Here is a 20,101-nt window from a genome sequence, read left to right on the forward strand (position 1 = left end):
TAACACATGGATGAAGCCGGAAGAAATAAGCTTTGGAGTGAATATCAAAAGACGAAGGCTCCTGAGCTTCGCGAAAAGTTAATTTTGGAGTATGCTCCGCTTGTTAAACTGGTTGCGGGGCGACTCTCCATGTATTTGGGTTTTAACGTGGAATATGATGACCTTGTGGGCTATGGCATCTTTGGTCTTATTGATGCCATTGATAAGTTTGACCTTCTTAAGGACGTCAAATTCGAAACCTATGCCAGTGTAAGAATCAGGGGTGCAATCCTTGATCAGATCAGGAAAATGGATTGGATTCCCAGAACTATCAGGCAAAAACAGAAAAAGATAGAAGCTGCGATTCATGATATTGAGAAAGAGATGGGACACCCGGCTTCTGATTCTGAAATTGCCGCAAAGCTTGGCATTTCAGAAGATGAGTACCTTAACTGGCAGAACCAGATGAAGGTGACAGGCGTTGTTTCTCTTAATGAATTCATGGAACAGGGAAGCGATGTGCCTGAAGATACCAACAATCTTGCATCCAGTTTCGATAAACCCGAAGAAGCTCTTGAAAAAGAAGAGCTTAAGAAGATGCTTGCCGAAAGCTTGCAGCTTCTTACTGACAAAGAGAAGAAAGTCATTCTTCTTTACTACTATGAAGAGCTTACACTGAAGGAAATAAGCAATGTCCTTGAGGTTTCTGAATCTCGAGTATCACAGCTGCACACAAGAGCACTTCAGAAAATGAGAGAAAAGCTTGGAAAATACTTAGGAATTTTGACTGAATTAAGGTAATGCTATAATCCAGGAGGAAGCTATGAACGGTTATTTTCAGTTGGTTACAGGTGGCAGAGAAACAGGCATAAGAGTTTATCCACCAACTGATGGTGGAGATTCCCTTCAATACGATGCTGTAAAAGAGTATCTTGATGACCGTGCAATCAGCTTTGTTCCTGCTGTTCTTAATGATGCCCTGACTAATGCGGACGGTATGCTTGTGATTTTAAACGAATCACCGACATATCCGGAAAGGGAGAGCTATAAGCTCACCATTTCCAGAGACCGCATGCAAGTCACGGCATTTTTTTATGCTCCTTCTGAAGACGGCGAGCTCATGACACCAAAGGAATTCATACAGGACCTTGCCTACAGAGAGATAACCTTTGGAATTGACTCCGAAGCAATCCAGAAATTCTTTGGAAACAGAGAATACTGCAAGGAATTTGTTATAGCAAAGGGCAGAAAAACAAGGGAAGGATGCGACGCTAAGGTTGAGTACAACTTCAAGATGAATCTTCGTGCACAGCCCACTATGCGTGAAGACGGAAGTGTGGATTACTTTAATCTGAACATGATCAACCATGTCAAAAAGGGTGATAAACTTGCCATGCTTGTGCCTGAGGATCCGGGAGATCCTGGGCAGAATATTTATGGCGAGATTTTAAAGCCCCACCCTGTTAAGCCAACCAAGATAAAAGCAGGTAAGAATACAAAGCTGTCAGAGGATGGCCTTGTTCTTTATGCCGATGCTGACGGGCATGTAACTGTGAAAGAAGGAAAGGTTACTGTCAGCAACGTAATACAGTTTGATAACATTGATGTTTCAACAGGAAATATAAACTATGACGGCAGCGTTGAGGTTAAGGGAACCGTTGCGACAGGATTTTCTGTTAAAGCAGGTGCCAACATAATTGTCAAAGGCGTGGTTGAAGGTGCCAGCTTAAAGGCAGGTAATGATATCATCCTCGAAAGAGGAATAAACGGTATGTCCAAGGGCGATATATCCGCCGGCGGAAATATCGTAACGAAGTTCATTGAAAATGCCAGGGTAAATGCAAAGGGGTCTATTACCAGTGAGAGCATTATGCATTCGACGGTTTCATCGGGAACAGAGATAAGGGTTTCCGGGAAACGAGGATTTATTGCAGGTGGGAGATGCACGGCTACTGACAGGATCATAGCTAAGGTTCTTGGAAGCGAAATGGGAGCAAGTACGCTTATTGAAGTTGGCGCAGATCCCAGCATTAAGTTAAGGCTAAGAGAACTGACAAAAGCTATAGCAGATTCTCAGAAACGTCTTGAAGCAGTCACACCTACTATTGATGCGATTACCAAAAGGCTTCGCTCAGGCGCAACCCTTACTCCCGAGCAGACAAGACAGGCACAGCAGATGATGACTATGCATAAGGTTCTTACATCCCAGCTTGAGAAAAATAATGCTGAGCTGGCAGAGATTCAACAAAAATTAGCTGAATCGAAGGATGCTTATGTTATAGTAGAAGGAACAGCATATCCCGGAACCACTATTCAGATCGGGGATCAGACCACAACACTTAAGACACAGTCGCAGTATTGCAGGTTTGAACTGAGAGATGGTTACGTAAAGACAGGCGCTATCTAATCTAGAAGGGTCAGGTAGCCGATAAATTATGTAAGAAAGGGGATGTTAGAGGCGAAGGGAGGCAACTATGTCGATAGGAAGAATAGATTTTCAGGGGGCGATAGCCAGAACAAATGACATAGCGCAGATAAAAGCAAATGAAGACAATCGGGCTATGACAAATCAGAACACCTTCCAGACTCAGTTTGACAAGGAAGTTGATCAAAAAGCTAACTCTGTAAATGAAAAAGAAAATGCCGATCAGAATAAGCAGGAAAAATTTGATGCCAAGGAAAAAGGCAAAAATGAGTACAGCGGAAATGGCGGCAAGGGGGAAAAGAAAAAGAGGGAGCATACCAAGGAAGATATAGAAAAACTTTCCGAGACCTTAATAGGGTCCGATGGAAGGCCTCTTGATATGCATATTTCCTCAGGGTTTGACTTCAAAATCTGAACACTTTATAATACTTTTATATTTGTATCTTTTTGGGAGAAGGGTACACGGTTTCTAGTGGGGATATTATGATAAGTGTTACAGAAATTATTTTAATCATCGTCGGAATCCTGGCGGTAATATTAGGGTATCTGATACCGAACAACTCTGCGCTGAATGAGGTGGACAGCGAGCTGACTGAAGCCAAGATCAATGATCTTGTCAGAAAAGCAATTCGTAATTCACAGGGGCAGATTGACGAGATGCTTGATGAATGCACAGAGGAAGCCATCAATAAGGCTGAGCGTGCAATGGACAGAGTTACCAATGAGAAAATGTCCGCGATAAGTGAGTATTCAGATACTGTCATGAACGATATCCATAAGAATCATGATGAAGTAATGTTTATGTATGACATGCTTAATGATAAGCATAAAAACCTCAAGAACACTGTTTCTGAGGTTAATCGTGCTGCAAAAGAGGTTAAGCAGACTGCAAAAGAAGCTGTACTTACCGCCGAGCAGGCAGAAGAGGCTGCAAGAGCTGCAAAGGAAGCTGCGATGCGCGTAGAGAGTACACCTAATGTAGTTGTATCTGAGCCTGTGGCTTTCGAGCATACTGTATCTGAGCCTGTACTTCACAAGACACCTGATTATGATCCTGTAATCAGAGAAGATGTTTCCAATAAAAATACTTCTAATGAAGAATTTGAATATTTTGATGAAGATGACTCTGATGAAACTGTAGTTAAGCCTGAGAATGAGGAAGAGACCAAACAGTTTTCATCACTTGTTGATATTTTGGACAGAGCAGACAGTGCAGCTGCGAAGAAGACTCAGAATAAGGTTATAGGTTCAGAACCCGGTAACATAATTACACCTGAGAATACCTTTGCAGAAACTGAGAATGCTCCTGTATCAGAAGTAGCTAATACAGAATATGAGCATGACATTAGTGAGACAGTTAATGAAACTCCGGAATACAGCCAGGAAGCTCCTGTAGGAGATGTAACCGAAATGCCGGAGATTCCAGAAGCAGATGCTGCAGAGGATATTTCCGGAGCAAAGGTTGTTTCCATTTCAGATGCCTCAAGGAAAAAGGCAGAAGCAGCTGAAGCGCAGCCGCAGCTTATGCCGGGAGATCCTGCATCAAGGAATCAGAGAATACTTGATATGCACAAGGCAGGAAAATCTGCAGTTGTTATAGCACGTGAATTAAAGCTTGGTATTGGCGAGGTTAAGCTTGTTATTGATCTTGCCGGCAAGCATAAAAAGAATAGAAGTTCTATTATGTGAGGAGCATTAGTCTAGAGTATGAAGCTTAAGTATTATTTACGGGGAATGGGTGTAGGAGTCTTACTCACAGCCATTATTATGGGAGTTGCTCTTTCCGGTTCTTCATCAAAGATAAGTGATGAAGAAGTAATAAGAAGAGCAAAACAGCTTGGAATGGTAGAAGCGGAGGATACATTATCCCAGTATTCAGAATCCGCCAGATTAACAGAGGAGATTGCTGAAAGTGATTCAACTTCATCCGATACGGAATTGGATACGCAGGAAGAAGAAATATCTGAAGAAATCAACCAAGGGGAGTCTGAAACAGGTGAATCAGTTCCTGAAGTGGTTGAAGAAGAGAAAGAGAGCAGCAACCTTGGCGAAAGCAGCGAAAGCGTTGAAGCCGAGCCGGATATTGCACTCGCGGGTGACGACGCAGCGGGGGCAACATCCACGGAAACGGTAGAGAGCAGCTCATCAGCTTCTAAATCTGTTGAAGTAGAAGTTGCAGAAAACGAATCACCTAAAACAGAAAGTGAAGCAGAAACTCCCGAAAGTGAAGCTGCCGATGCTTCCGCAAGCACTGACACTTCGTCAGAAGCAGCTACTACAGAAGCAGCTCCTGCAGAGACTGAATCTACAGCGCCTCAGACCAATGAAGCTGTAGAAACTGCTGAAGCTCAGCCTGCATCATCTGATGTTAATTATGTTGTGGTTGTTATCCCGGGCGGTAGCGAATCAGATACCTGCGCCAGAATCATAAGAGAAGCAGGAATTATAGATGATGGAGTTGCATTTAACAATTATCTCGTTAATGCAGGTCTCGACAGAAAGATCAGATCAGGTACCAAGCAGATACCCAAAGGAGCATCTTTTGAAGAGATAGCTAGGATTATAACAAAATAATGTCTTGTCAAAAGCCCAAAATCATGGTATTCTATTGAAGCTGTGAGTTTATGGGCTTTTTTAGTGCTATTTTTTCACAGAGTCACAAATAAACACGCATATCCACTTTTCATCCGGTGTCTTTTAGATATGAAGATAGGATGTGAACCTTCCGAAGGAAATAACGCCCCTTCGGGTCACAAGGCAAAGATATGCGGAAGATTAACCAAATGGAGGTAATAACATGAGCGTTGTATCTATGAAACAGTTACTTGAAGCAGGTGTACATTTCGGACACCAGACAAGAAGATGGAACCCTAAGATGGCTCCTTACATCTTCACAGAGAGAAATGGTATCCACATCATCGATCTTCAGAAGTCAGTTGTTAAGGTTGACGAGGCTTACAAGGCAGTATTTGAGATCGCACAGCAGGGTGGTACTATTCTTTTCGTTGGTACAAAGAAGCAGGCACAGGACGCTGTTAAGACAGAGGCTGAGCGTTGCGGTATGTACTATGTAAACGAGCGTTGGCTTGGTGGTATGCTTACAAACTTCCGCACAATCCAGAGCAGAATCGATCGTCTTAAGAAGCTCGAGAAGATGCAGGAAGACGGCACATTCAATGTACTTCCCAAGAAGGAAGTTGCTCAGCTCAACAAAGAGTATGAGAAGCTCAACAAGGTTCTTGGCGGAATTCGTGATATGAAGAGAATTCCTGATGCTATCTTTGTAGTAGATCCTAAGAAGGAAAGAATCTGCATCCAGGAAGCTGAGTCACTTGGAATCACACTTATCGGTATTGGTGATACAAACTGTGATCCTGAAGAGCTTGACTACATCATCCCTGGTAACGATGATGCTATCCGTGCAGTAAAGCTTCTTGTTGGTAAGATGGCAGATGCTGTTATCGAGGCTAATCAGGGTGCTGAGGCACTTACAGCTGAGCAGGCTGAGGCTGTTAGCGAGGAAGCTGAGGCTGAGACAGAGGAGTAATCCATTTATAAGCTTCAATTGATAAAAATAATATTATTCGCGGAGGATATAAATACATGGCTATCACAGCAGCAATGGTAAAAGAGTTACGTGAGTCCACCGGTGCAGGTATGATGGAGTGCAAGAAGGCACTTACTGAGACTAACGGTGATATGGATGCAGCAGTAGAGTTCCTTAGAAAGAACGGTCAGGCTAAGGCTGAGAAGAAGGCTAGCCGTATCGCAGCTGAGGGTCTTACAAGAATCGCTGTTAAGGATGACAAGACAGCAGCAGTTGTTGAGGTTAACTCAGAGACTGACTTCGTTGCTAAGAACGAGCAGTTCCAGACATTCGTTGAGGCAGTTGCTAAGCAGGCTGTAGAGTCTGATTCTAAGGATATGGACAGCTTCATGGAAGAAGCTTGGAACGTTGATTCTGCTAAGACAGTTAAGGAAGCACTTATCGATATCACAGCAGTTATTTCTGAGAAGCTCAGCATTCGCCGTTTTGAGAAGGTTGTAGCTGAGAACGGTATCGTAGTTCCTTACGTACACGGCGGCGGAAGAATTTCAGTTCTTGTTGAGGCTGACACAGATGTTGTTAACGATAACATCAAGGAAGCAATCAAGAACATTGCAATGCAGATTGCAGCTCTTAATCCTAAGTATGTTGATATGAACGATGTTTCTGAAGAGTTCAGAAACCACGAGAAGGAGATCCTTCTTGCTCAGGCTACAAAGGAGAACGAGGAGCTTCCTGAAGGAAAGAGAAAGCCTCAGCAGATCATCGAGAAGATGCTCGAGGGTCGTCTTCAGAAAGAGCTTAAAGAGATCTGCCTCAATCAGCAGGTATTCGTTAAGGCTGAAGATGGAAAGCAGACTGTTGGCCAGTATGTAGCACAGGTTGCTAAGGATAACGGCGCTAACCTTTCAATCAAGAGATTCGTTCGTTTTGAGACAGGCGAAGGTATTGAGAAGAGAGAAGAGAACTTTGCAGAAGAAGTTGCAAAGCAGGCTGGTATGCAGTAATTAACTGTATAGAATATGTTATTAAATGCCCTTGTCGTTTTTGACGGCAAGGGCTTTTATACTAAAAGTTTCAAGGGAGATTATGAAATCAGATGGGTTCAGTAAGTATTAAAGGAACCGGTTCGGGTATTATCCTTGAGCTTGACAGAGACATATCTTTTGAAAATCTCACACAGGATATTGCTTCCAAATTTCGCGAATCTTCTTCGTTTTTCGGAAGAGTAAGTGTAGGATTACTCATAAAGGGCAGAGCTTTAAGTGATGATGAGATTGCTCAGGTTTTAGATATTATTACTCAAAACAGTAAGCTTACCATCACCTGCGTTATTTGCGAGGATCCTGATACTGACGAACTTTTCAGTAGATTTTCATCTGATACTGCATCTTCAGCAGCTACATCTACTTCAGATAATAGCAGTGTTTCTCAATATGACATGTCTGAGGTTTATGATGCAATAAAGGATACAATACCGGCTGATGATTTACAGGATTTGATTCCGGATAGGGATGATGCCAGAATTATTTATGGCAGTATGCGTTCCGGTATGACTCTTAATGAGAAAAAGAGTCTTGTTATTCTTGGAGATGTTAAACCCGGTGCTTCTGTTGTCTCTAATGGAAGTATTTTTGTACTCGGTGCCCTTAGAGGAAGTGTTTATGCAGGCGCCGGTGGAGACGAAAGTACCTATGTTTTTGCTCTCGAAATGGATCCTTTACAGATAAGAATAGCTAACGCCATAGCAATTTCGCCTGATGCTGATAAAGGACCGAAACTTAAAACAAGAAAATTCCGCAAAAAGGTGGTTGATAAAGTCCCTGAGGTGGCTTACATTTTAAATGGTCATGTCGTAAAGGATGTTTACGGACCGTCATTTATGCGAGATAATAAATTGGTATGAATAATTAAAATATGATTTTGTATGGAGGAAGTAAATGGGAGAGGTAATAGTTGTAACATCCGGTAAGGGTGGTGTCGGCAAAACTACCACTACTGCCAATATTGGAACAGGTCTTGCCAAGCTTGGCAAAAAGGTTGTTCTCATTGATACAGATATAGGTCTTCGTAATCTTGATGTGGTTATGGGGCTTGAGAATCGAATTGTATATAATCTTGTAGATGTTGTTGAAGGAAGCTGCAAGGTGAAGCAGGCTATGATCAAGGATAAGAGATATGATACACTTTTCCTTTTGCCTGCAGCTCAGACAAAGGATAAAACCAGCGTTACACCTGATCAGATGAAGAAGCTTGCTGAAGAACTTAAGCAGGAATTTGACTATGTTATCATGGATTGTCCTGCAGGTATTGAGCAGGGCTTTAAGAATGCCATTGCTGGTGCAGAGAGAGCTATCGTTGTTACTACACCTGAGGTATCAGCTGTTAGAGATGCTGATCGTATCATCGGACTTCTTGAAGCTAATGAGATTGGCAAGACACAGCTCATCGTAAACAGGCTTCGCCCTGAGATGGTTAAGCGCGGAGATATGATGAGTGCTGAGGATGTAATCGACATTCTTGCTGTTGAGCTTCTTGGTGTTGTTCCGGATGATGAGAGCATAGTAGTAGCTACTAACAACGGTGAGCCTCTTGCAGGCGATAATTCCTTGGCAGGTCAGGCTTATATGAATATTTGCCGCAGAATAATGGGAGAATCAGTTCCTTTCCTTAACCTTGAGGATAAGAAGGGATTCTTCGCTGCATTGGCCAGTGTTTTTCGCAAGTGATAAGGGGGCGATGATATGAAGCTGACAGATATTTTTAAGAAAAAGTCATCCAGCGAAATGGCTAAGGATCGCCTTAAACTTGTGCTTGTATCAGACAGATCAAGCTGTTCACCGGAGATTATGGAACGAATCAAGAATGATATTCTTGAAGTGCTTTCTAAGTATGTAGAGGTAGATCAGAGCGGACTTGATATCAAGTTTACTCAGATGGATACTGAAGGTGCTACAACTGATAGCAAGACAGTTCCCGCTTTGTATGCAAATATTCCTATCAAGAACATGAAGCATTCTGCAAAATAAACAGATAAAATAAAGACCTGTTTCGCGCAGGTCTTTTTCAATGTTTATCGCAATATTCAAATTTATAATATCACCATTGAATAAATGACAAAATAGAGTTATTATATTCTAGGTAGCAAATAATTTGCATACAATCAATTAGGAAAAGAGGATTTATTATGGCTTCTAATGTAAAGAAAGATAGTTTTGACTCGCTTAAACTGGAAAACCAGCTTTGTTTTCCGTTATATGCATGTTCTAAAGAGATAATAAGGAACTATAAGCCTTATCTTGATGAGCTTGACCTTACATATACTCAGTATATTGCCATGATGGTACTTTGGGAAAAGAAGGAGATGAACGTTAAGACTCTTGGTGAGAATCTGTTCCTTGATTCAGGAACACTTACTCCTGTTCTTAAGAAGCTCGAAAGCAAGGGCTATATCAAGAGAACAAGATCCAAGAATGATGAGAGAAACCTTCTTGTTTCAATAACACCTGAGGGAGAGGCTCTTAAGAGTAAGGCAAAAAGCATCCCCGAGAAGATCGGAGGCTGCATTAAATTATCAGAGAATGATGCCAAGGAATTGTACCGTTTACTGTACATGATTATTGAAAATATTCGCTGAAAAATACTATAATTTTTTGATATTTTTATAACAAATTTTTAATCAATAATCAGTGTTTTTGTGGTAGTATGTATAAGGCATTATTTGCTTAATTACTAAATTATCCTGAAAGGGGTGGAGAATTCTTGAACATACAAATTCTTAAGGCAGTAGATTTTCTGATTTTCTTTCCTTTTGTGATGGCAGTTCTTATGTTCTGTATCAAAAAGGCGTCTCTACTGCGCAACATTGTTGCCGGTCTTGGTGGCTTTAGCATCATGATCACTGCAATCCTGGTAGGAACTAAGGTACTTGGAACTCAGGGAGTTACTAAGAACACTTTTCTTACTGAGACAGCAGTCTATGACCACATTATCATGGGTGGTGAGATACTTCTCATGTGTATTGTGGTTTTCCTTAGCATAAAATACAAAAAGTATTATGCTATTCTTCTTTCCATGCTTGGTACACTTCCTGTACTTTGGATGGATCTCACAGGTCAGGCTCTTGAGGGAAGCGCTCATATGAGAGTTGATTTCCTTTCAGCTGTTATGATCCTTATCGTAGGTATTGTAGGTATTCTTATCTGCATATATGCTTGCGGTTACATGAAGGATTATCACAATCACCACACTGAAGTAGAAGACAGATCAAACTATTTCCTTGCTCTTTTGTTTGTATTCATCGGAGCTATGTTTGGTCTTATTGTGTCTGATAATCTTGGTTGGATATACTTCTTCTGGGAAATCACAAGCGTATGTTCATTCCTTCTTATCGGTTACACCAGAACAGAAGAAGCAGTTAACAACAGCTTCCGTGCTTTATGGATGAACCTTCTTGGCGGATGCGGATTTGCCTTTGGTCTTATGTATTGCAACATGACTCTTAAGGTATCAAATCTCAGCGCACTTACACAGCTTGTTCCGAGAGAGAATATGCTTGTTATGGTTCCTGTTACACTGTTTGCTTTTGCTGCACTTACAAAGAGTGCACAGTTCCCGTTCTCAAGATGGCTTCTTGGAGCGATGGTTGCACCTACTCCCAGTAGTGCGCTCCTTCACTCTGCAACAATGGTTAAGATCGGTGTTTACATGCTTATCCGCCTTTCACCCATGCTTGCAGGAACATTTACTGGTGTAATGATCACTGTTATCGGTGGATTTACATTCTTCGCAGCATCACTTCTTGCTATTACTGTTAGTGACGGTAAGAAAGTACTTGCTTATTCAACAATTTCAAACCTTGGTCTTATCACAGCCTGCGCAGGAACAGGTACTACAGAGGGTGTATGGGCAGCAACAATGCTCATTCTTTTCCATGCTGTATCAAAGTCACTTCTGTTCCAGACAGTCGGAGATATCGAGAACTGTATGCACAGCCGTGATGTAGAGGATATGCACGGACTTATCATCAAGCTGCCTAAGCTTGCATTTATTATGATAATCGGTATCTGCGGTATGTTTATGGCACCCTTTGGTATGCTTGTATCAAAGTGGGCAGCTCTTAAGTCATTCGTAGATTCCAATTCAGTATGGCTTGTTCTTTTCCTTGTATTTGGTTCAGGCTCAACACTTTTCTACTGGGCAAAATGGCTTGGAAAGATCTGTACTGTAATTCACCAGTCATACGAACTTGAGGACATCACACCCAGAAGTGAGATGATCTCTCTGTTCCCTCTTACAACAATGATCGTTGTTATGTGTTTTGCATTCCCCTGGATGTCAGATCACATGATTCAGCCGATCCTTAACGAGGCATTCCATAAGAATATACCTAATGTAATCGGTGGCTCTGATGTTATCATCATGATGATAATGGTTACTATGATCTTCATTATCCCGATCGGAAGCAGATTCCTTGCAATCGGTAAGAAGAGTAAGATGACCATGTCTTATGTAGCCGGTGTAAATGCCGGTGATGATCGTCACTACATCGACTCCTTTGGTAAGGAGAGAGCACTTTACATGTCAAACTGGTATATGACAGATTATTTCGGTGAGGACAAGCTCCTTGCTCCCAGTATTGCGATCTCTGCAGTGATAGTTCTCGTAATGCTTATTATCGTGATCGGAGGTACTATCTGATGGTAATGACAATATGTAAGGTAGTTCTTTATATTTTACTTGCGCCTATCATCGGCGGACTTATGGAAGGAATCGACAGAGTCGTTTCTGCAAGAATGCAGGGCAGACAGGGCCCGCCGCTTCTTCAGCCCTTCTATGATGTTTACAAGCTTTTAGCTAAGCAGACCACTGTTGTTAATAGTATTCAGATTCTGTTTGTTATAGCTTATACAATATTCACCATCTTTACCGGTGCATTGTTCTTTGGCGGCGGAGATATGCTTCTTGTATTCTTTGCTCTTTCAATGTCCGAAGTTATGATGGTACTTGCAGCTTATTCCACAAACGGACCTTACAGTGCAATGGGTGCAAACCGTGAGCTTCTTCAGATGATGTGCTATGAGCCCATGATTCTTCTTGTTGCTATCGGTTTCTACGAAGTTCACGGAAGCTTCATGGTAAATGATATGCTTGCCGGACAGGCACCTGCAGTGTTTAAGATTCCCGGAATGCTTATCGGCTTTTTGTTCATACTTACAATTAAGTTCAGAAAGTCACCTTTTGATATGAGTACTTCACACCATGCTCACCAGGAGATGGTAAAGGGTCTTACATCTGATATTTCAGGTTCCAACCTTGGACTTTACGAGATAGCAGAGTGGTATGATCAGGTACTTATGATGGGTATTGTTGCTATGTTCTTTATCTACAACAACCCTGTAAGCTATGTAATCGCAATTGTCGCTTGTGTGATTTTTTATCTGTTGGAGACGTTTATCGACAATGTATTTCCTCGTGTGAAATACATGGCTATGCTGGTTTCATCATGGGTAGTAATCCTTGTAACAGCCGGCACAAACCTGCTTATCCTCAGTGTTATTAACTAATATTAAGAGATTAGGAGATATTATGAAAATTTCAAAATCACCCTGGGTATTACATTATGATGGCTCAAGCTGCAACGGCTGTGACATAGAGGTACTTGCAACAATGACTCCTCTCTATGATGTAGAGAGATTCGGTATTATTAATACAGGTAACCCCAAGCATGCAGACATACTTCTTTTAACAGGTGGTATCAATGCACAGACAGCTCCGGTTGTAAGACAGCTGTATAATCAGATGCCTGATCCAAAGGTAGTTATCGCTTGTGGAATATGCTCCTGTGATGGAGGTATCTTCAAGGATTGTTATAATATTCTCGGCGGCTCCGATAAGGTAGTTCCCGTAGATGTATATGTTCCCGGATGCGCAGTTCGTCCGGAGGCTCTCATCGATGGCGTAGTTAAAGCACTTGCTATCCTTGAGGAAAAGAGAGTAAAGGTTAAGGAATCCATGAAACAGGGTTACTGTACTGTGGATTACAGCAAGATTGCAGTTCGTATGAAGGCAGAAGACTATGATCCTGCTACACAGTATGACGCAGTTCTGACTGAGGAGGCTCTTCGTGAGCAGGCTGAGGAGAAGATAGCTGCTACTGCTAAGCCTGCACCGAAGCCGGCAGCTCCTGCAGCAGCACCTGCTGCAAAGCCCGCTGAAGCTGCAGAGCCCAAAAAGGATGAAGGAGGGAACGCCTGATGAATGCAGAGTTTAAGATTGTTAAGGCAGAAGAGATCATCGATGAGGCGCAGAGACTTAAGCACGACGGATATCATCTGATGCAGCAGTGCTCAACCAGAACTCCTGATGGATATGAACTGGTTTATACATTTGGTAAAGCACTTGAGGTTCAGCAGGTTAAGATAATCCTTGCTGAGGATCAGAGTATTAACAGTATCAGTAGTGTTTTCCCTTGTGCATTTTTGTATGAGAACGAGATCCACGATCTTTTCGGAGTGGACATTCAGATGATTAGCCTTGATTATAAAGGTAGCTTCTACCGTGTTGCTATAGAAACACCTTTTAAGTAGCTGTGAGAACCTGACGAGGTTTTTACGAGTCTGGTTCGAACGTGTTACTTCGAGCAACGCGAGGAGTAACTTCATTGTTAAAATAATTCAGTGAGAGTAAGGAGAATATATGTCAACTAGAAGTGTAATTCCTTTTGGACCTCAGCATCCCGTATTACCTGAGCCTATTCATCTGGATCTGGTACTTGAGGATGAGAAGGTTGTACAGGCTATTCCTGAGATTGGTTTCATCCATCGTGGACTTGAGAAGCTTGTAGATAAAAAAGATTTCCAGGAAATGGTATATGTAGCAGAGCGTATCTGTGGTATCTGTTCACTTGGACATGGCCTTGGATACTGTGATGCTGTTGAGCATATCATGGATTTAGAGGTTCCTGACAGAGCAAAATATTTAAGAACAATGCTTTCTGAGCTTTCAAGAATGCATTCTCACATGCTTTGGCTTGGACTTCTTGCAGATGCTTTCGGATTTGAGTCACTTTATATGGAGTGCTGGAGAATCCGTGAAGAGATTCTTGATATGTTTGAGATCGCAACAGGCGGACGTGTTATCTTTTCAATCATGAAGATCGGCGGCCTTAGAAGAGATATTCCCGATGATATGCTTAAGGATTTCAGACAGAGACTTGATAGCATTGAAGAGGGCGTTAAGATTGTAAGTAAGCCTTTCATCGATGACGTTGCAGTTAAAAATCGTCTTGTAGATGTAGGTATTCTTACACCTGAGAAGGCAGATCTTCTTGGTACAGCAGGTCCTTTCCTTCGTGCAAGTGGTATTGCAAGAGATATCCGTTCAACAGGATATTGTGCATACGGCGACATCGAATTCGAGCCTATCACAAGCACAGGATGCGATTCTTATGCTCGTACAGAAGTACGTATTAAAGAGATATATCAGGCAATTGATATCATGCGTCAGTGTATCGATAAGATGCCTGCAGGCGCTGTAGATGTACCTGTTAAGGGATTCCCCAATGGTGAATACATGGCCAGAATCGAGCAGCCCAGAGGAGAAGCTCTCTACTATGTAAAGGCAAACGGAACCAAGTTTGTTGATCGTATGAGAGTAAGAACTCCTACATTTGCTAATATTCCGGCTCTGGTAGAAGTTCTTGCCGGATGTGATCTTGCAGATGTACCGATTTTGGTTCTTACGATTGATCCTTGCATCAGTTGTACAGAGAGATAAGAAAGAAGGTAAGAAGAATTGAGTCTGGTTAATTTTAATAAAACTGTTTTAAAAAATCTGTTCTCCAAGCCTGCGACACGTAAATATCCCTTTGAACCTAAGGTATATCCGGAGCGCACGCGCGGTCATGTCGTAAATGATATGGATGTATGCGTTCTTTGCGGACTTTGCTCAATTAAATGTCCTACAAGAGCGATTACTGTTGATAAGGCAGCTAAGACCTGGTCTATCAGACCTATGAGCTGCATACAGTGCAGAAGCTGTGTAGATAACTGCCCTAAGAAATGTCTTTCAATGGATACTCAGTTTACTGAGCCCGGAAGTGAGAAGATCACTAAGACATTCCCGCAGTCTGAGAAAGCTATTGCTGCTCAGGAAGCACTTATGAAGGCAGCTAAGGAGCGTGCAGCAGCCGCAGCGGCAGCTAAGGCCGCAGCAGGCGGAGCAGCACCCGCAGCAGCAAAGCCTGCACCGGCAACACCTGCAGCTAATGCTACACCGGCAGCACCTGCTACTGAGGCAAAGGCTGAAGCACCTGCAGCTAAAGCAGAAGCTCCTAAGAGCGGAATCGAAGCTATTAAGGCAGCTGCACAGGCAGTTAAAAAGGACGAATAATTTATGAAAGCACTTATCCGCGTCACCGGTGCTGTCCAGGGAGTTGGATACAGACCGTTTGTGGCGGAGCTTGCAAGTAAATATGCATTAAGCGGAGAAGTGAAAAACTGTGGCGGAATAGTTGAAATAATTGCAGAGGGACCTGAAGATACCATTAAAAGCTTTGCAAATGAGCTTAAGGTATCTTATCCCTTTGGAAGTATCGTTATAAATGTTTCACTACAGATTTTGAATGAATGTGAACCGGAGGGGCATAAAAGCTTTTCCGGTTTTCGTATTGTTCAAAGCTCGAGGTTTGACGAAGAAGGATCACTTCCTGTATTCCCACCTGATATAGGTATTTGTGATGATTGTCTTTCTGAAATGCTTGATCAGAAGGACAGACGATACGGATATCCTCTAATCAGCTGTGTTTCCTGCGGCCCGAGATTCAGTATTCTAAAGAATCTCCCCTATGACAGGGAAAATATCACTATGGATATTTATGATATGTGCCCTGAATGCAGCGCAGAATATCTAAAGGGAAGAAGGCGTCATGCCCAGACCATCAGCTGTCATAACTGCGGACCACAGATGATTTTTAAGGCTACTACTAAAGATGCTTGTCACATGAATCCGGAAAATATCAGCGCTGATCAAGAGAAAGATATGACAGTCAGTATAAAGGAAAATGCTGTTCAAGATGCAATAAAAGTCCTTAGAGATGGCGGAATCATTGGACTAAAGGGCATTTCCGGATATCAGCTTGTGGCACTTCCTTATGATGAAAAAGTGGTTCAAAGACTTAGGGAGATAAAAGGGCGTGAGAAGAAGCCATTTGCAGTGATGTTCGAGAATGTAGATGCAGTCTCTGAGTATTGCTGTGTAAATACAGAAGAAGATAAGCTTCTTAATCAGTCATCAAGGCCTATAGTTCTTTTAGATAAGAAAAAGAATTATGTGAATTGTTTTGCATCTAATGTATGCGGAATTTCTAACCAGATAGGGGCTTTTTTACCTGCAAGCGGTATACATGTGCTTTTAACTAAGGAGCTTGGACCACTCATCGTAACCAGCGGTAACCTGTCAGGACATCCCATGATAGTATCTGACGAAGAGTTCGCTGATAGTTTTGCTGATAAGATAGATGGAATTCTGTATTACAAGAGGGACATACTAAGACCTCTTGATGATTCTGTTTTGCAGATTGTCAAGGCAGGCGATGATTATGTTAACAGATTTGTTCGAAGATCCAGGGGTTATGTGCCTTTGCCCATTTTCCTGAATAAACCGCTAAAAGAAAAGGTATTATATATAGCTTTTGGAGCAGATTTAAAGAATACTTTTTCTATTGGATATGGAGATAAGATTATCACAAGTCAGTTCTTTGGTGACATGGATGAACTTGGTATTCAGAAGGTTGCGGAAAAAGAGCTGAAAGAGATTCTTTCTATCTTTGGCGTGGACCGGCTTGATATCACAAAGACTATAGTAATATGTGATATGCATCCCGGATATGTTTCAACTGCCAAGGCCAAAGCTTTCTACGAGAGTCTTGAAGGCAGTAAGGAACTTATTCAGCTTCAGCATCATCATGCGCATATCGGCTCAGTAATGGCAGAAAATGATCTTAAGGATTGTATTGGAATTGCTTTTGACGGAACTGGTTTTGGAACAGATAATACCATTTGGGGAAGCGAAGTTCTGGTATGTGAAGGTGGAGAATACGAGAGGCGTGAACACTTAAGAGCTGTGCCCATCGTAGGTCAGGATGAAGCTATGAAGAACGCAGGAATTCTGGCTGCATGTTTCATGACAGATGCAGGACTTGATTCTAATGAGTTACTGCAAAACCATTCTACACCTGGCGATGAGATTGGAAATAGCAAGCCTTCATCCCTTACAGAAAGTGATCTGAATCTTATAAAGGCAGCACTTTCAAATAACATCAACACCTACAGGAATTCCGGAATGGGAAGACTTTTCGATGCTGTTTCCTATATCCTTGGATTTTCAGAATATAATTCATACGAAGGTGAGTGTGCCATAGCTTTGCAGAATGCTGCGGAAGTATATATTGCGCAGTGTAATGCAGAGGGCAGGGCTGAAAACGAAGAACTACTTAAGTTCCCGATAAACGATTCAGACTGGGATACGAGAGAACTGATCAGAGATATTGTAGATAGATGTCATTCTCAGGACAGAAGAGAGATTGCTTATGCTTTTCATATGACTCTGGCAAAGGCAGCGCTTGACAGCTGTATTAAAATCAGAGATGAAAAGGGAATAAACAATGTATGCCTAAGCGGAGGAGTTTTTGCAAACAGACTCCTTGTTACAAAGCTCCATAAGCTCTTAAAAGAAAATGGATTTATGGTATACTTAAACAAATTTTTACCGACCAATGACGGCGGTATAAGTGCAGGTCAGATATACCTGCAGGGTTTACGAGATTTAGAAGAGGTATAAATATGTGCGTGGCTTTACCCGGTAGGGTTGTTGAACTTAACGGAACAAAGGCAACTGTGGACTTTTCAGGTAATACTGTGGAGGCAGAGGCAGGTCTTGTTAAGGTTAAAATTGGCGACAGAGTTCTAGTGCATGCAGGATGCATAATTCAGACCATGAATGATGCAGAGGCTGATGAACTCGAAGATCTTTTCCGTGAAATCGAGGATATTCAGATTTAATATGGACAGATTACAGGAAATAAAAGATAAACTGAAAAATTATAATGGCGAAACCGTAAGATTCATGGAGGTTTGCGGAACTCATACCGCAGCTATTTCAGAAAACGGAATTCCAGGGATGCTCTCTGATAATATCAAGCTTATTTCAGGTCCCGGATGCCCTGTATGCGTAACTGTAACAGCAGTAATTGACAAACTTACAGAGTTTTCCATGCAGGAGAATACTACAGTTTTGACCTTTGGTGATCTTATAAGAGTTAAGGGATCAAAGTATTCTCTGGCTGATGCAAGAGCTCTTGGGGGCAGTGTGGAGATGCTTTATTCTCCTATGGATGCCATCAGACTGGCTCTTGAGCATAAGGATAAGAATTATGTTTTTGCAGCAATAGGGTTTGAGACCACAACGCCCGTATATGCCATGGTTTTAGAAGAAATTATTAAAAGAGATGTTCATAATCTTAAGCTTCTTACATCACTTAAGACCATGCCCCAGGTAATCAGATGGGTATGCAAAAACACTGACAATATTGATGGTTTTATCGCTCCCGGACATGTGGCTGTTGTTACAGGATCCGATGTATTTAAACAGCTTTCAGAAGAGACGAAAATGCCATTTGTTGTTACAGGCTTTGAAGGAGCCCAGCTCCTTGCAGCAATATATGCACTTACCGGCATGAAGGGCAGGACCGGCATTAAAAACCTTTACAAAAGCGTAGTTACTCCCGAAGGCAATCTTGAAGCAAAGGAAGCTGTGGAGAAATTCTTTGAGCCCTGCGATGCTTCCTGGCGCGGAATGGGAATGATTCCGGGATCGGGTATGAGGCTTAAGAGCGAGTATGCTCAGTATGATGCAGGAAGCTATGGCCTTGATGAGGATCACATGCCTCCCGGATGCAGCTGTGCAAGAGTTCTTACAGGTGAGATAGCACCTAATGAGTGCCCTTTATTTGGTAAAAAATGTACACCTGAAGATGCGCATGGAGCATGCATGGTTTCTACAGAGGGCAGCTGTTATAATTATTACATTTCAGGAAGAGGAAATTGATGAAAATTACTATGGCGCATGGAAGCGGTGGAGCTTCCACATCTGAGCTTATTTCAAATATATTTGCAAAGCACTTTAAAAATGAGGTGCTTGATAGAATGGAAGATTCTGCGGTTGTACCAGGAAGCAGCAGAATCGCTGTTACTACAGATTCCTTTGTTGTAACACCATACTTTTTTCCGGGCGGAGATATTGGAAGATTATCCGTATGCGGAACAGTAAATGACCTTCTTATGAGCGGAGCAGTTCCCAAGTATCTTACCTGTGGCTGCATACTTGAAGAAGGTATGGACATGGATGACCTTGATAAGATCATTGAATCCATGGCAGCTACCGCAGATGAAGCAGGAATCAAGATAATAACCGGAGATACAAAGGTTGTAGAAAAGCGTGGAGATTTTGGCGGAATAATGATAAATACTTCAGGTGTTGGATTTATGCCTGAGAGTGTTTCTCTTTCTCCTGCAGGCTGCAAGGATGGCGATGCCCTTATTATTTCAGGTAACCTTGGTGATCATCATGCAGCGATTCTTTCAGGAAGAATGAATATCAAAAATGAGATAAAGTCAGATAATGCACCTCTTGGCGAGATGGTTAGCGCTCTTATTTCAAACGGCATAAGAGTTCATGCTATGCGCGATGTAACAAGAGGCGGACTTGGTACTGTTTTATCTGAATTTGCAAATGCATCCGAATGCACAATAGACATCTATCAGGATAAGATTCATGTGAGCCCTGCAGTTAAGGACTTCTGCAAGATGTTGGGGCTTGACCCTGTTTATATGGGCAATGAAGGAAAAATGATCTGCGTAGTCGACGAAGCTGACGCAGACAAGGCAGTTGAACTTATAAGAGGTGCAAAATATGGAGAAAATGCCTGCATAATAGGAAATGTAAGCACCAGAGATAATGGCAAAGTTATTCTTCATACCGGAATTGGCGGAGAGAGAATAATCGGACCTCTTTACGGTGAGGGATTACCTAGAATCTGCTAAGAAATAAGCCGTAAATGCAGTGATTTTGCCTATTTTCTTATAAGAACA

21 protein-coding genes are annotated in these 20,101 nt (G+C 42.1%); all 21 read left to right on the forward strand.

Going from position 1 to position 20,101, the window contains the following annotated elements; all coding sequences use genetic code 11:
* Window positions 1–6 precede the first annotated feature (6 nt).
* On the forward strand, window positions 7–780 hold the full coding sequence (locus G610_RS0107595; protein ID WP_026524316.1) for a FliA/WhiG family RNA polymerase sigma factor: 774 nt from the start codon (window positions 7–9) through the stop codon (window positions 778–780).
* 22 nt (window positions 781–802) lie between these two features.
* Entirely contained in the window at window positions 803–2,386 is a 1,584-nt protein-coding gene (locus tag G610_RS0107600; protein WP_026524317.1) for a FapA family protein, read from the forward strand.
* A gap of 67 nt (window positions 2,387–2,453) precedes the next feature.
* Window positions 2,454–2,819: a hypothetical protein gene (locus G610_RS0107605; protein WP_026524318.1), complete on the forward strand. Its 366-nt coding sequence runs from the start codon at window positions 2,454–2,456 to the stop codon at window positions 2,817–2,819.
* Window positions 2,820–2,887: 68 nt separating this feature from the next.
* On the forward strand, window positions 2,888–4,093 hold the full coding sequence (locus G610_RS0107610) for a DUF6115 domain-containing protein (protein WP_026524319.1): 1,206 nt from the start codon (window positions 2,888–2,890) through the stop codon (window positions 4,091–4,093).
* Window positions 4,094–4,111: 18 nt separating this feature from the next.
* Window positions 4,112–4,978, forward strand: a complete 867-nt coding sequence (locus G610_RS0107615; RefSeq protein WP_026524320.1) for a hypothetical protein — start codon at window positions 4,112–4,114, stop codon at window positions 4,976–4,978.
* A 223-nt stretch (window positions 4,979–5,201) separates the two neighbouring features.
* Window positions 5,202–5,951, forward strand: a complete 750-nt coding sequence (rpsB, locus tag G610_RS0107620; RefSeq protein ID WP_026524321.1) for a 30S ribosomal protein S2 — start codon at window positions 5,202–5,204, stop codon at window positions 5,949–5,951.
* A gap of 56 nt (window positions 5,952–6,007) precedes the next feature.
* Window positions 6,008–6,958: a translation elongation factor Ts gene (gene tsf / locus G610_RS0107625; protein WP_026524322.1), complete on the forward strand. Its 951-nt coding sequence runs from the start codon at window positions 6,008–6,010 to the stop codon at window positions 6,956–6,958.
* Between the two features lie 92 nt (window positions 6,959–7,050).
* Window positions 7,051–7,857 (forward strand): septum site-determining protein MinC, encoded by an 807-nt coding sequence (locus G610_RS0107630; protein ID WP_026524323.1) that lies wholly within the window; start codon window positions 7,051–7,053, stop codon window positions 7,855–7,857.
* A gap of 34 nt (window positions 7,858–7,891) precedes the next feature.
* Window positions 7,892–8,680, forward strand: coding sequence for a septum site-determining protein MinD (gene minD, locus G610_RS0107635; protein ID WP_026524324.1), 789 nt, complete (start codon window positions 7,892–7,894; stop codon window positions 8,678–8,680).
* 15 nt (window positions 8,681–8,695) lie between these two features.
* A complete protein-coding gene (minE, locus tag G610_RS0107640; protein WP_026524325.1) occupies window positions 8,696–8,980 on the forward strand; it encodes a cell division topological specificity factor MinE in 285 nt (94 codons plus the stop codon).
* A gap of 158 nt (window positions 8,981–9,138) precedes the next feature.
* Window positions 9,139–9,588, forward strand: a complete 450-nt coding sequence (locus tag G610_RS0107645; RefSeq protein WP_026524326.1) for a MarR family winged helix-turn-helix transcriptional regulator — start codon at window positions 9,139–9,141, stop codon at window positions 9,586–9,588.
* A gap of 125 nt (window positions 9,589–9,713) precedes the next feature.
* Window positions 9,714–11,651 carry an NADH-quinone oxidoreductase subunit 5 family protein gene (locus G610_RS0107650; protein WP_026524327.1) on the forward strand — a complete coding sequence of 646 codons (1,938 nt, stop codon included), beginning with the start codon at window positions 9,714–9,716 and terminating at the stop codon, window positions 11,649–11,651.
* Window positions 11,651–12,517, forward strand: a complete 867-nt coding sequence (locus tag G610_RS0107655) for a respiratory chain complex I subunit 1 family protein (protein ID WP_035792573.1) — start codon at window positions 11,651–11,653, stop codon at window positions 12,515–12,517. The genes G610_RS0107650 and G610_RS0107655 overlap by 1 nt, the downstream gene beginning before the upstream one ends.
* A 22-nt stretch (window positions 12,518–12,539) precedes the next feature.
* Window positions 12,540–13,208, forward strand: coding sequence for an NADH-quinone oxidoreductase subunit B family protein (locus G610_RS23780; RefSeq protein WP_026524329.1), 669 nt, complete (start codon window positions 12,540–12,542; stop codon window positions 13,206–13,208).
* Window positions 13,208–13,540, forward strand: a complete 333-nt coding sequence (locus G610_RS0107665; protein WP_026494512.1) for an NADH-quinone oxidoreductase subunit C — start codon at window positions 13,208–13,210, stop codon at window positions 13,538–13,540. Before G610_RS23780 ends, G610_RS0107665 begins: the two co-directional genes overlap by 1 nt.
* A 109-nt stretch (window positions 13,541–13,649) precedes the next feature.
* Window positions 13,650–14,729 (forward strand): hydrogenase large subunit, encoded by a 1,080-nt coding sequence (locus G610_RS0107670; protein WP_026494513.1) that lies wholly within the window; start codon window positions 13,650–13,652, stop codon window positions 14,727–14,729.
* Between the two features lie 18 nt (window positions 14,730–14,747).
* Window positions 14,748–15,344, forward strand: coding sequence for a 4Fe-4S dicluster domain-containing protein (locus tag G610_RS20165; RefSeq protein ID WP_081667307.1), 597 nt, complete (start codon window positions 14,748–14,750; stop codon window positions 15,342–15,344).
* 3 nt (window positions 15,345–15,347) lie between these two features.
* Entirely contained in the window at window positions 15,348–17,792 is a 2,445-nt protein-coding gene (gene hypF, locus G610_RS20170; RefSeq protein ID WP_035797168.1) for a carbamoyltransferase HypF, read from the forward strand.
* 2 nt (window positions 17,793–17,794) lie between these two features.
* Window positions 17,795–18,013 carry a HypC/HybG/HupF family hydrogenase formation chaperone gene (locus G610_RS0107685; RefSeq protein ID WP_026524330.1) on the forward strand — a complete coding sequence of 73 codons (219 nt, stop codon included), beginning with the start codon at window positions 17,795–17,797 and terminating at the stop codon, window positions 18,011–18,013.
* A gap of 1 nt (window position 18,014) precedes the next feature.
* Window positions 18,015–19,058, forward strand: coding sequence for a hydrogenase formation protein HypD (hypD, locus tag G610_RS0107690; RefSeq protein ID WP_026524331.1), 1,044 nt, complete (start codon window positions 18,015–18,017; stop codon window positions 19,056–19,058).
* A complete protein-coding gene (gene hypE / locus G610_RS0107695; protein WP_026524332.1) occupies window positions 19,058–20,053 on the forward strand; it encodes a hydrogenase expression/formation protein HypE in 996 nt (331 codons plus the stop codon). Before hypD ends, hypE begins: the two co-directional genes overlap by 1 nt.
* The last annotated feature ends 48 nt before the right edge of the window (window positions 20,054–20,101 follow it).

The organism is Butyrivibrio sp. MB2005 (assembly GCF_000424285.1).
GTDB lineage: Bacteria > Bacillota > Clostridia > Lachnospirales > Lachnospiraceae > Butyrivibrio.

Excerpts from the sequence above, each read along its gene's own strand:
- G610_RS0107595 (WP_026524316.1), top strand. The coding sequence starts at position 7 with ATGGATGAAGCCGGAAGAAATAAGCTTTGGAGTGAATATCAAAAGACG.
- G610_RS0107600 (WP_026524317.1), top strand. The coding sequence starts at position 803 with ATGAACGGTTATTTTCAGTTGGTTACAGGTGGCAGAGAAACAGGCATA.
- G610_RS0107605 (WP_026524318.1), top strand. The coding sequence starts at position 2,454 with ATGTCGATAGGAAGAATAGATTTTCAGGGGGCGATAGCCAGAACAAAT.
- G610_RS0107610 (WP_026524319.1), top strand. The coding sequence starts at position 2,888 with ATGATAAGTGTTACAGAAATTATTTTAATCATCGTCGGAATCCTGGCG.
- G610_RS0107615 (WP_026524320.1), top strand. The coding sequence starts at position 4,112 with ATGAAGCTTAAGTATTATTTACGGGGAATGGGTGTAGGAGTCTTACTC.
- rpsB (WP_026524321.1), top strand. The coding sequence starts at position 5,202 with ATGAGCGTTGTATCTATGAAACAGTTACTTGAAGCAGGTGTACATTTC.
- tsf (WP_026524322.1), top strand. The coding sequence starts at position 6,008 with ATGGCTATCACAGCAGCAATGGTAAAAGAGTTACGTGAGTCCACCGGT.
- G610_RS0107630 (WP_026524323.1), top strand. The coding sequence starts at position 7,051 with ATGGGTTCAGTAAGTATTAAAGGAACCGGTTCGGGTATTATCCTTGAG.
- minD (WP_026524324.1), top strand. The coding sequence starts at position 7,892 with ATGGGAGAGGTAATAGTTGTAACATCCGGTAAGGGTGGTGTCGGCAAA.
- minE (WP_026524325.1), top strand. The coding sequence starts at position 8,696 with ATGAAGCTGACAGATATTTTTAAGAAAAAGTCATCCAGCGAAATGGCT.
- G610_RS0107645 (WP_026524326.1), top strand. The coding sequence starts at position 9,139 with ATGGCTTCTAATGTAAAGAAAGATAGTTTTGACTCGCTTAAACTGGAA.
- G610_RS0107655 (WP_035792573.1), top strand. The coding sequence starts at position 11,651 with ATGGTAATGACAATATGTAAGGTAGTTCTTTATATTTTACTTGCGCCT.
- G610_RS23780 (WP_026524329.1), top strand. The coding sequence starts at position 12,540 with ATGAAAATTTCAAAATCACCCTGGGTATTACATTATGATGGCTCAAGC.
- G610_RS0107665 (WP_026494512.1), top strand. The coding sequence starts at position 13,208 with ATGAATGCAGAGTTTAAGATTGTTAAGGCAGAAGAGATCATCGATGAG.
- G610_RS0107670 (WP_026494513.1), top strand. The coding sequence starts at position 13,650 with ATGTCAACTAGAAGTGTAATTCCTTTTGGACCTCAGCATCCCGTATTA.
- hypF (WP_035797168.1), top strand. The coding sequence starts at position 15,348 with ATGAAAGCACTTATCCGCGTCACCGGTGCTGTCCAGGGAGTTGGATAC.
- G610_RS0107685 (WP_026524330.1), top strand. The coding sequence starts at position 17,795 with ATGTGCGTGGCTTTACCCGGTAGGGTTGTTGAACTTAACGGAACAAAG.
- hypD (WP_026524331.1), top strand. The coding sequence starts at position 18,015 with ATGGACAGATTACAGGAAATAAAAGATAAACTGAAAAATTATAATGGC.
- hypE (WP_026524332.1), top strand. The coding sequence starts at position 19,058 with ATGAAAATTACTATGGCGCATGGAAGCGGTGGAGCTTCCACATCTGAG.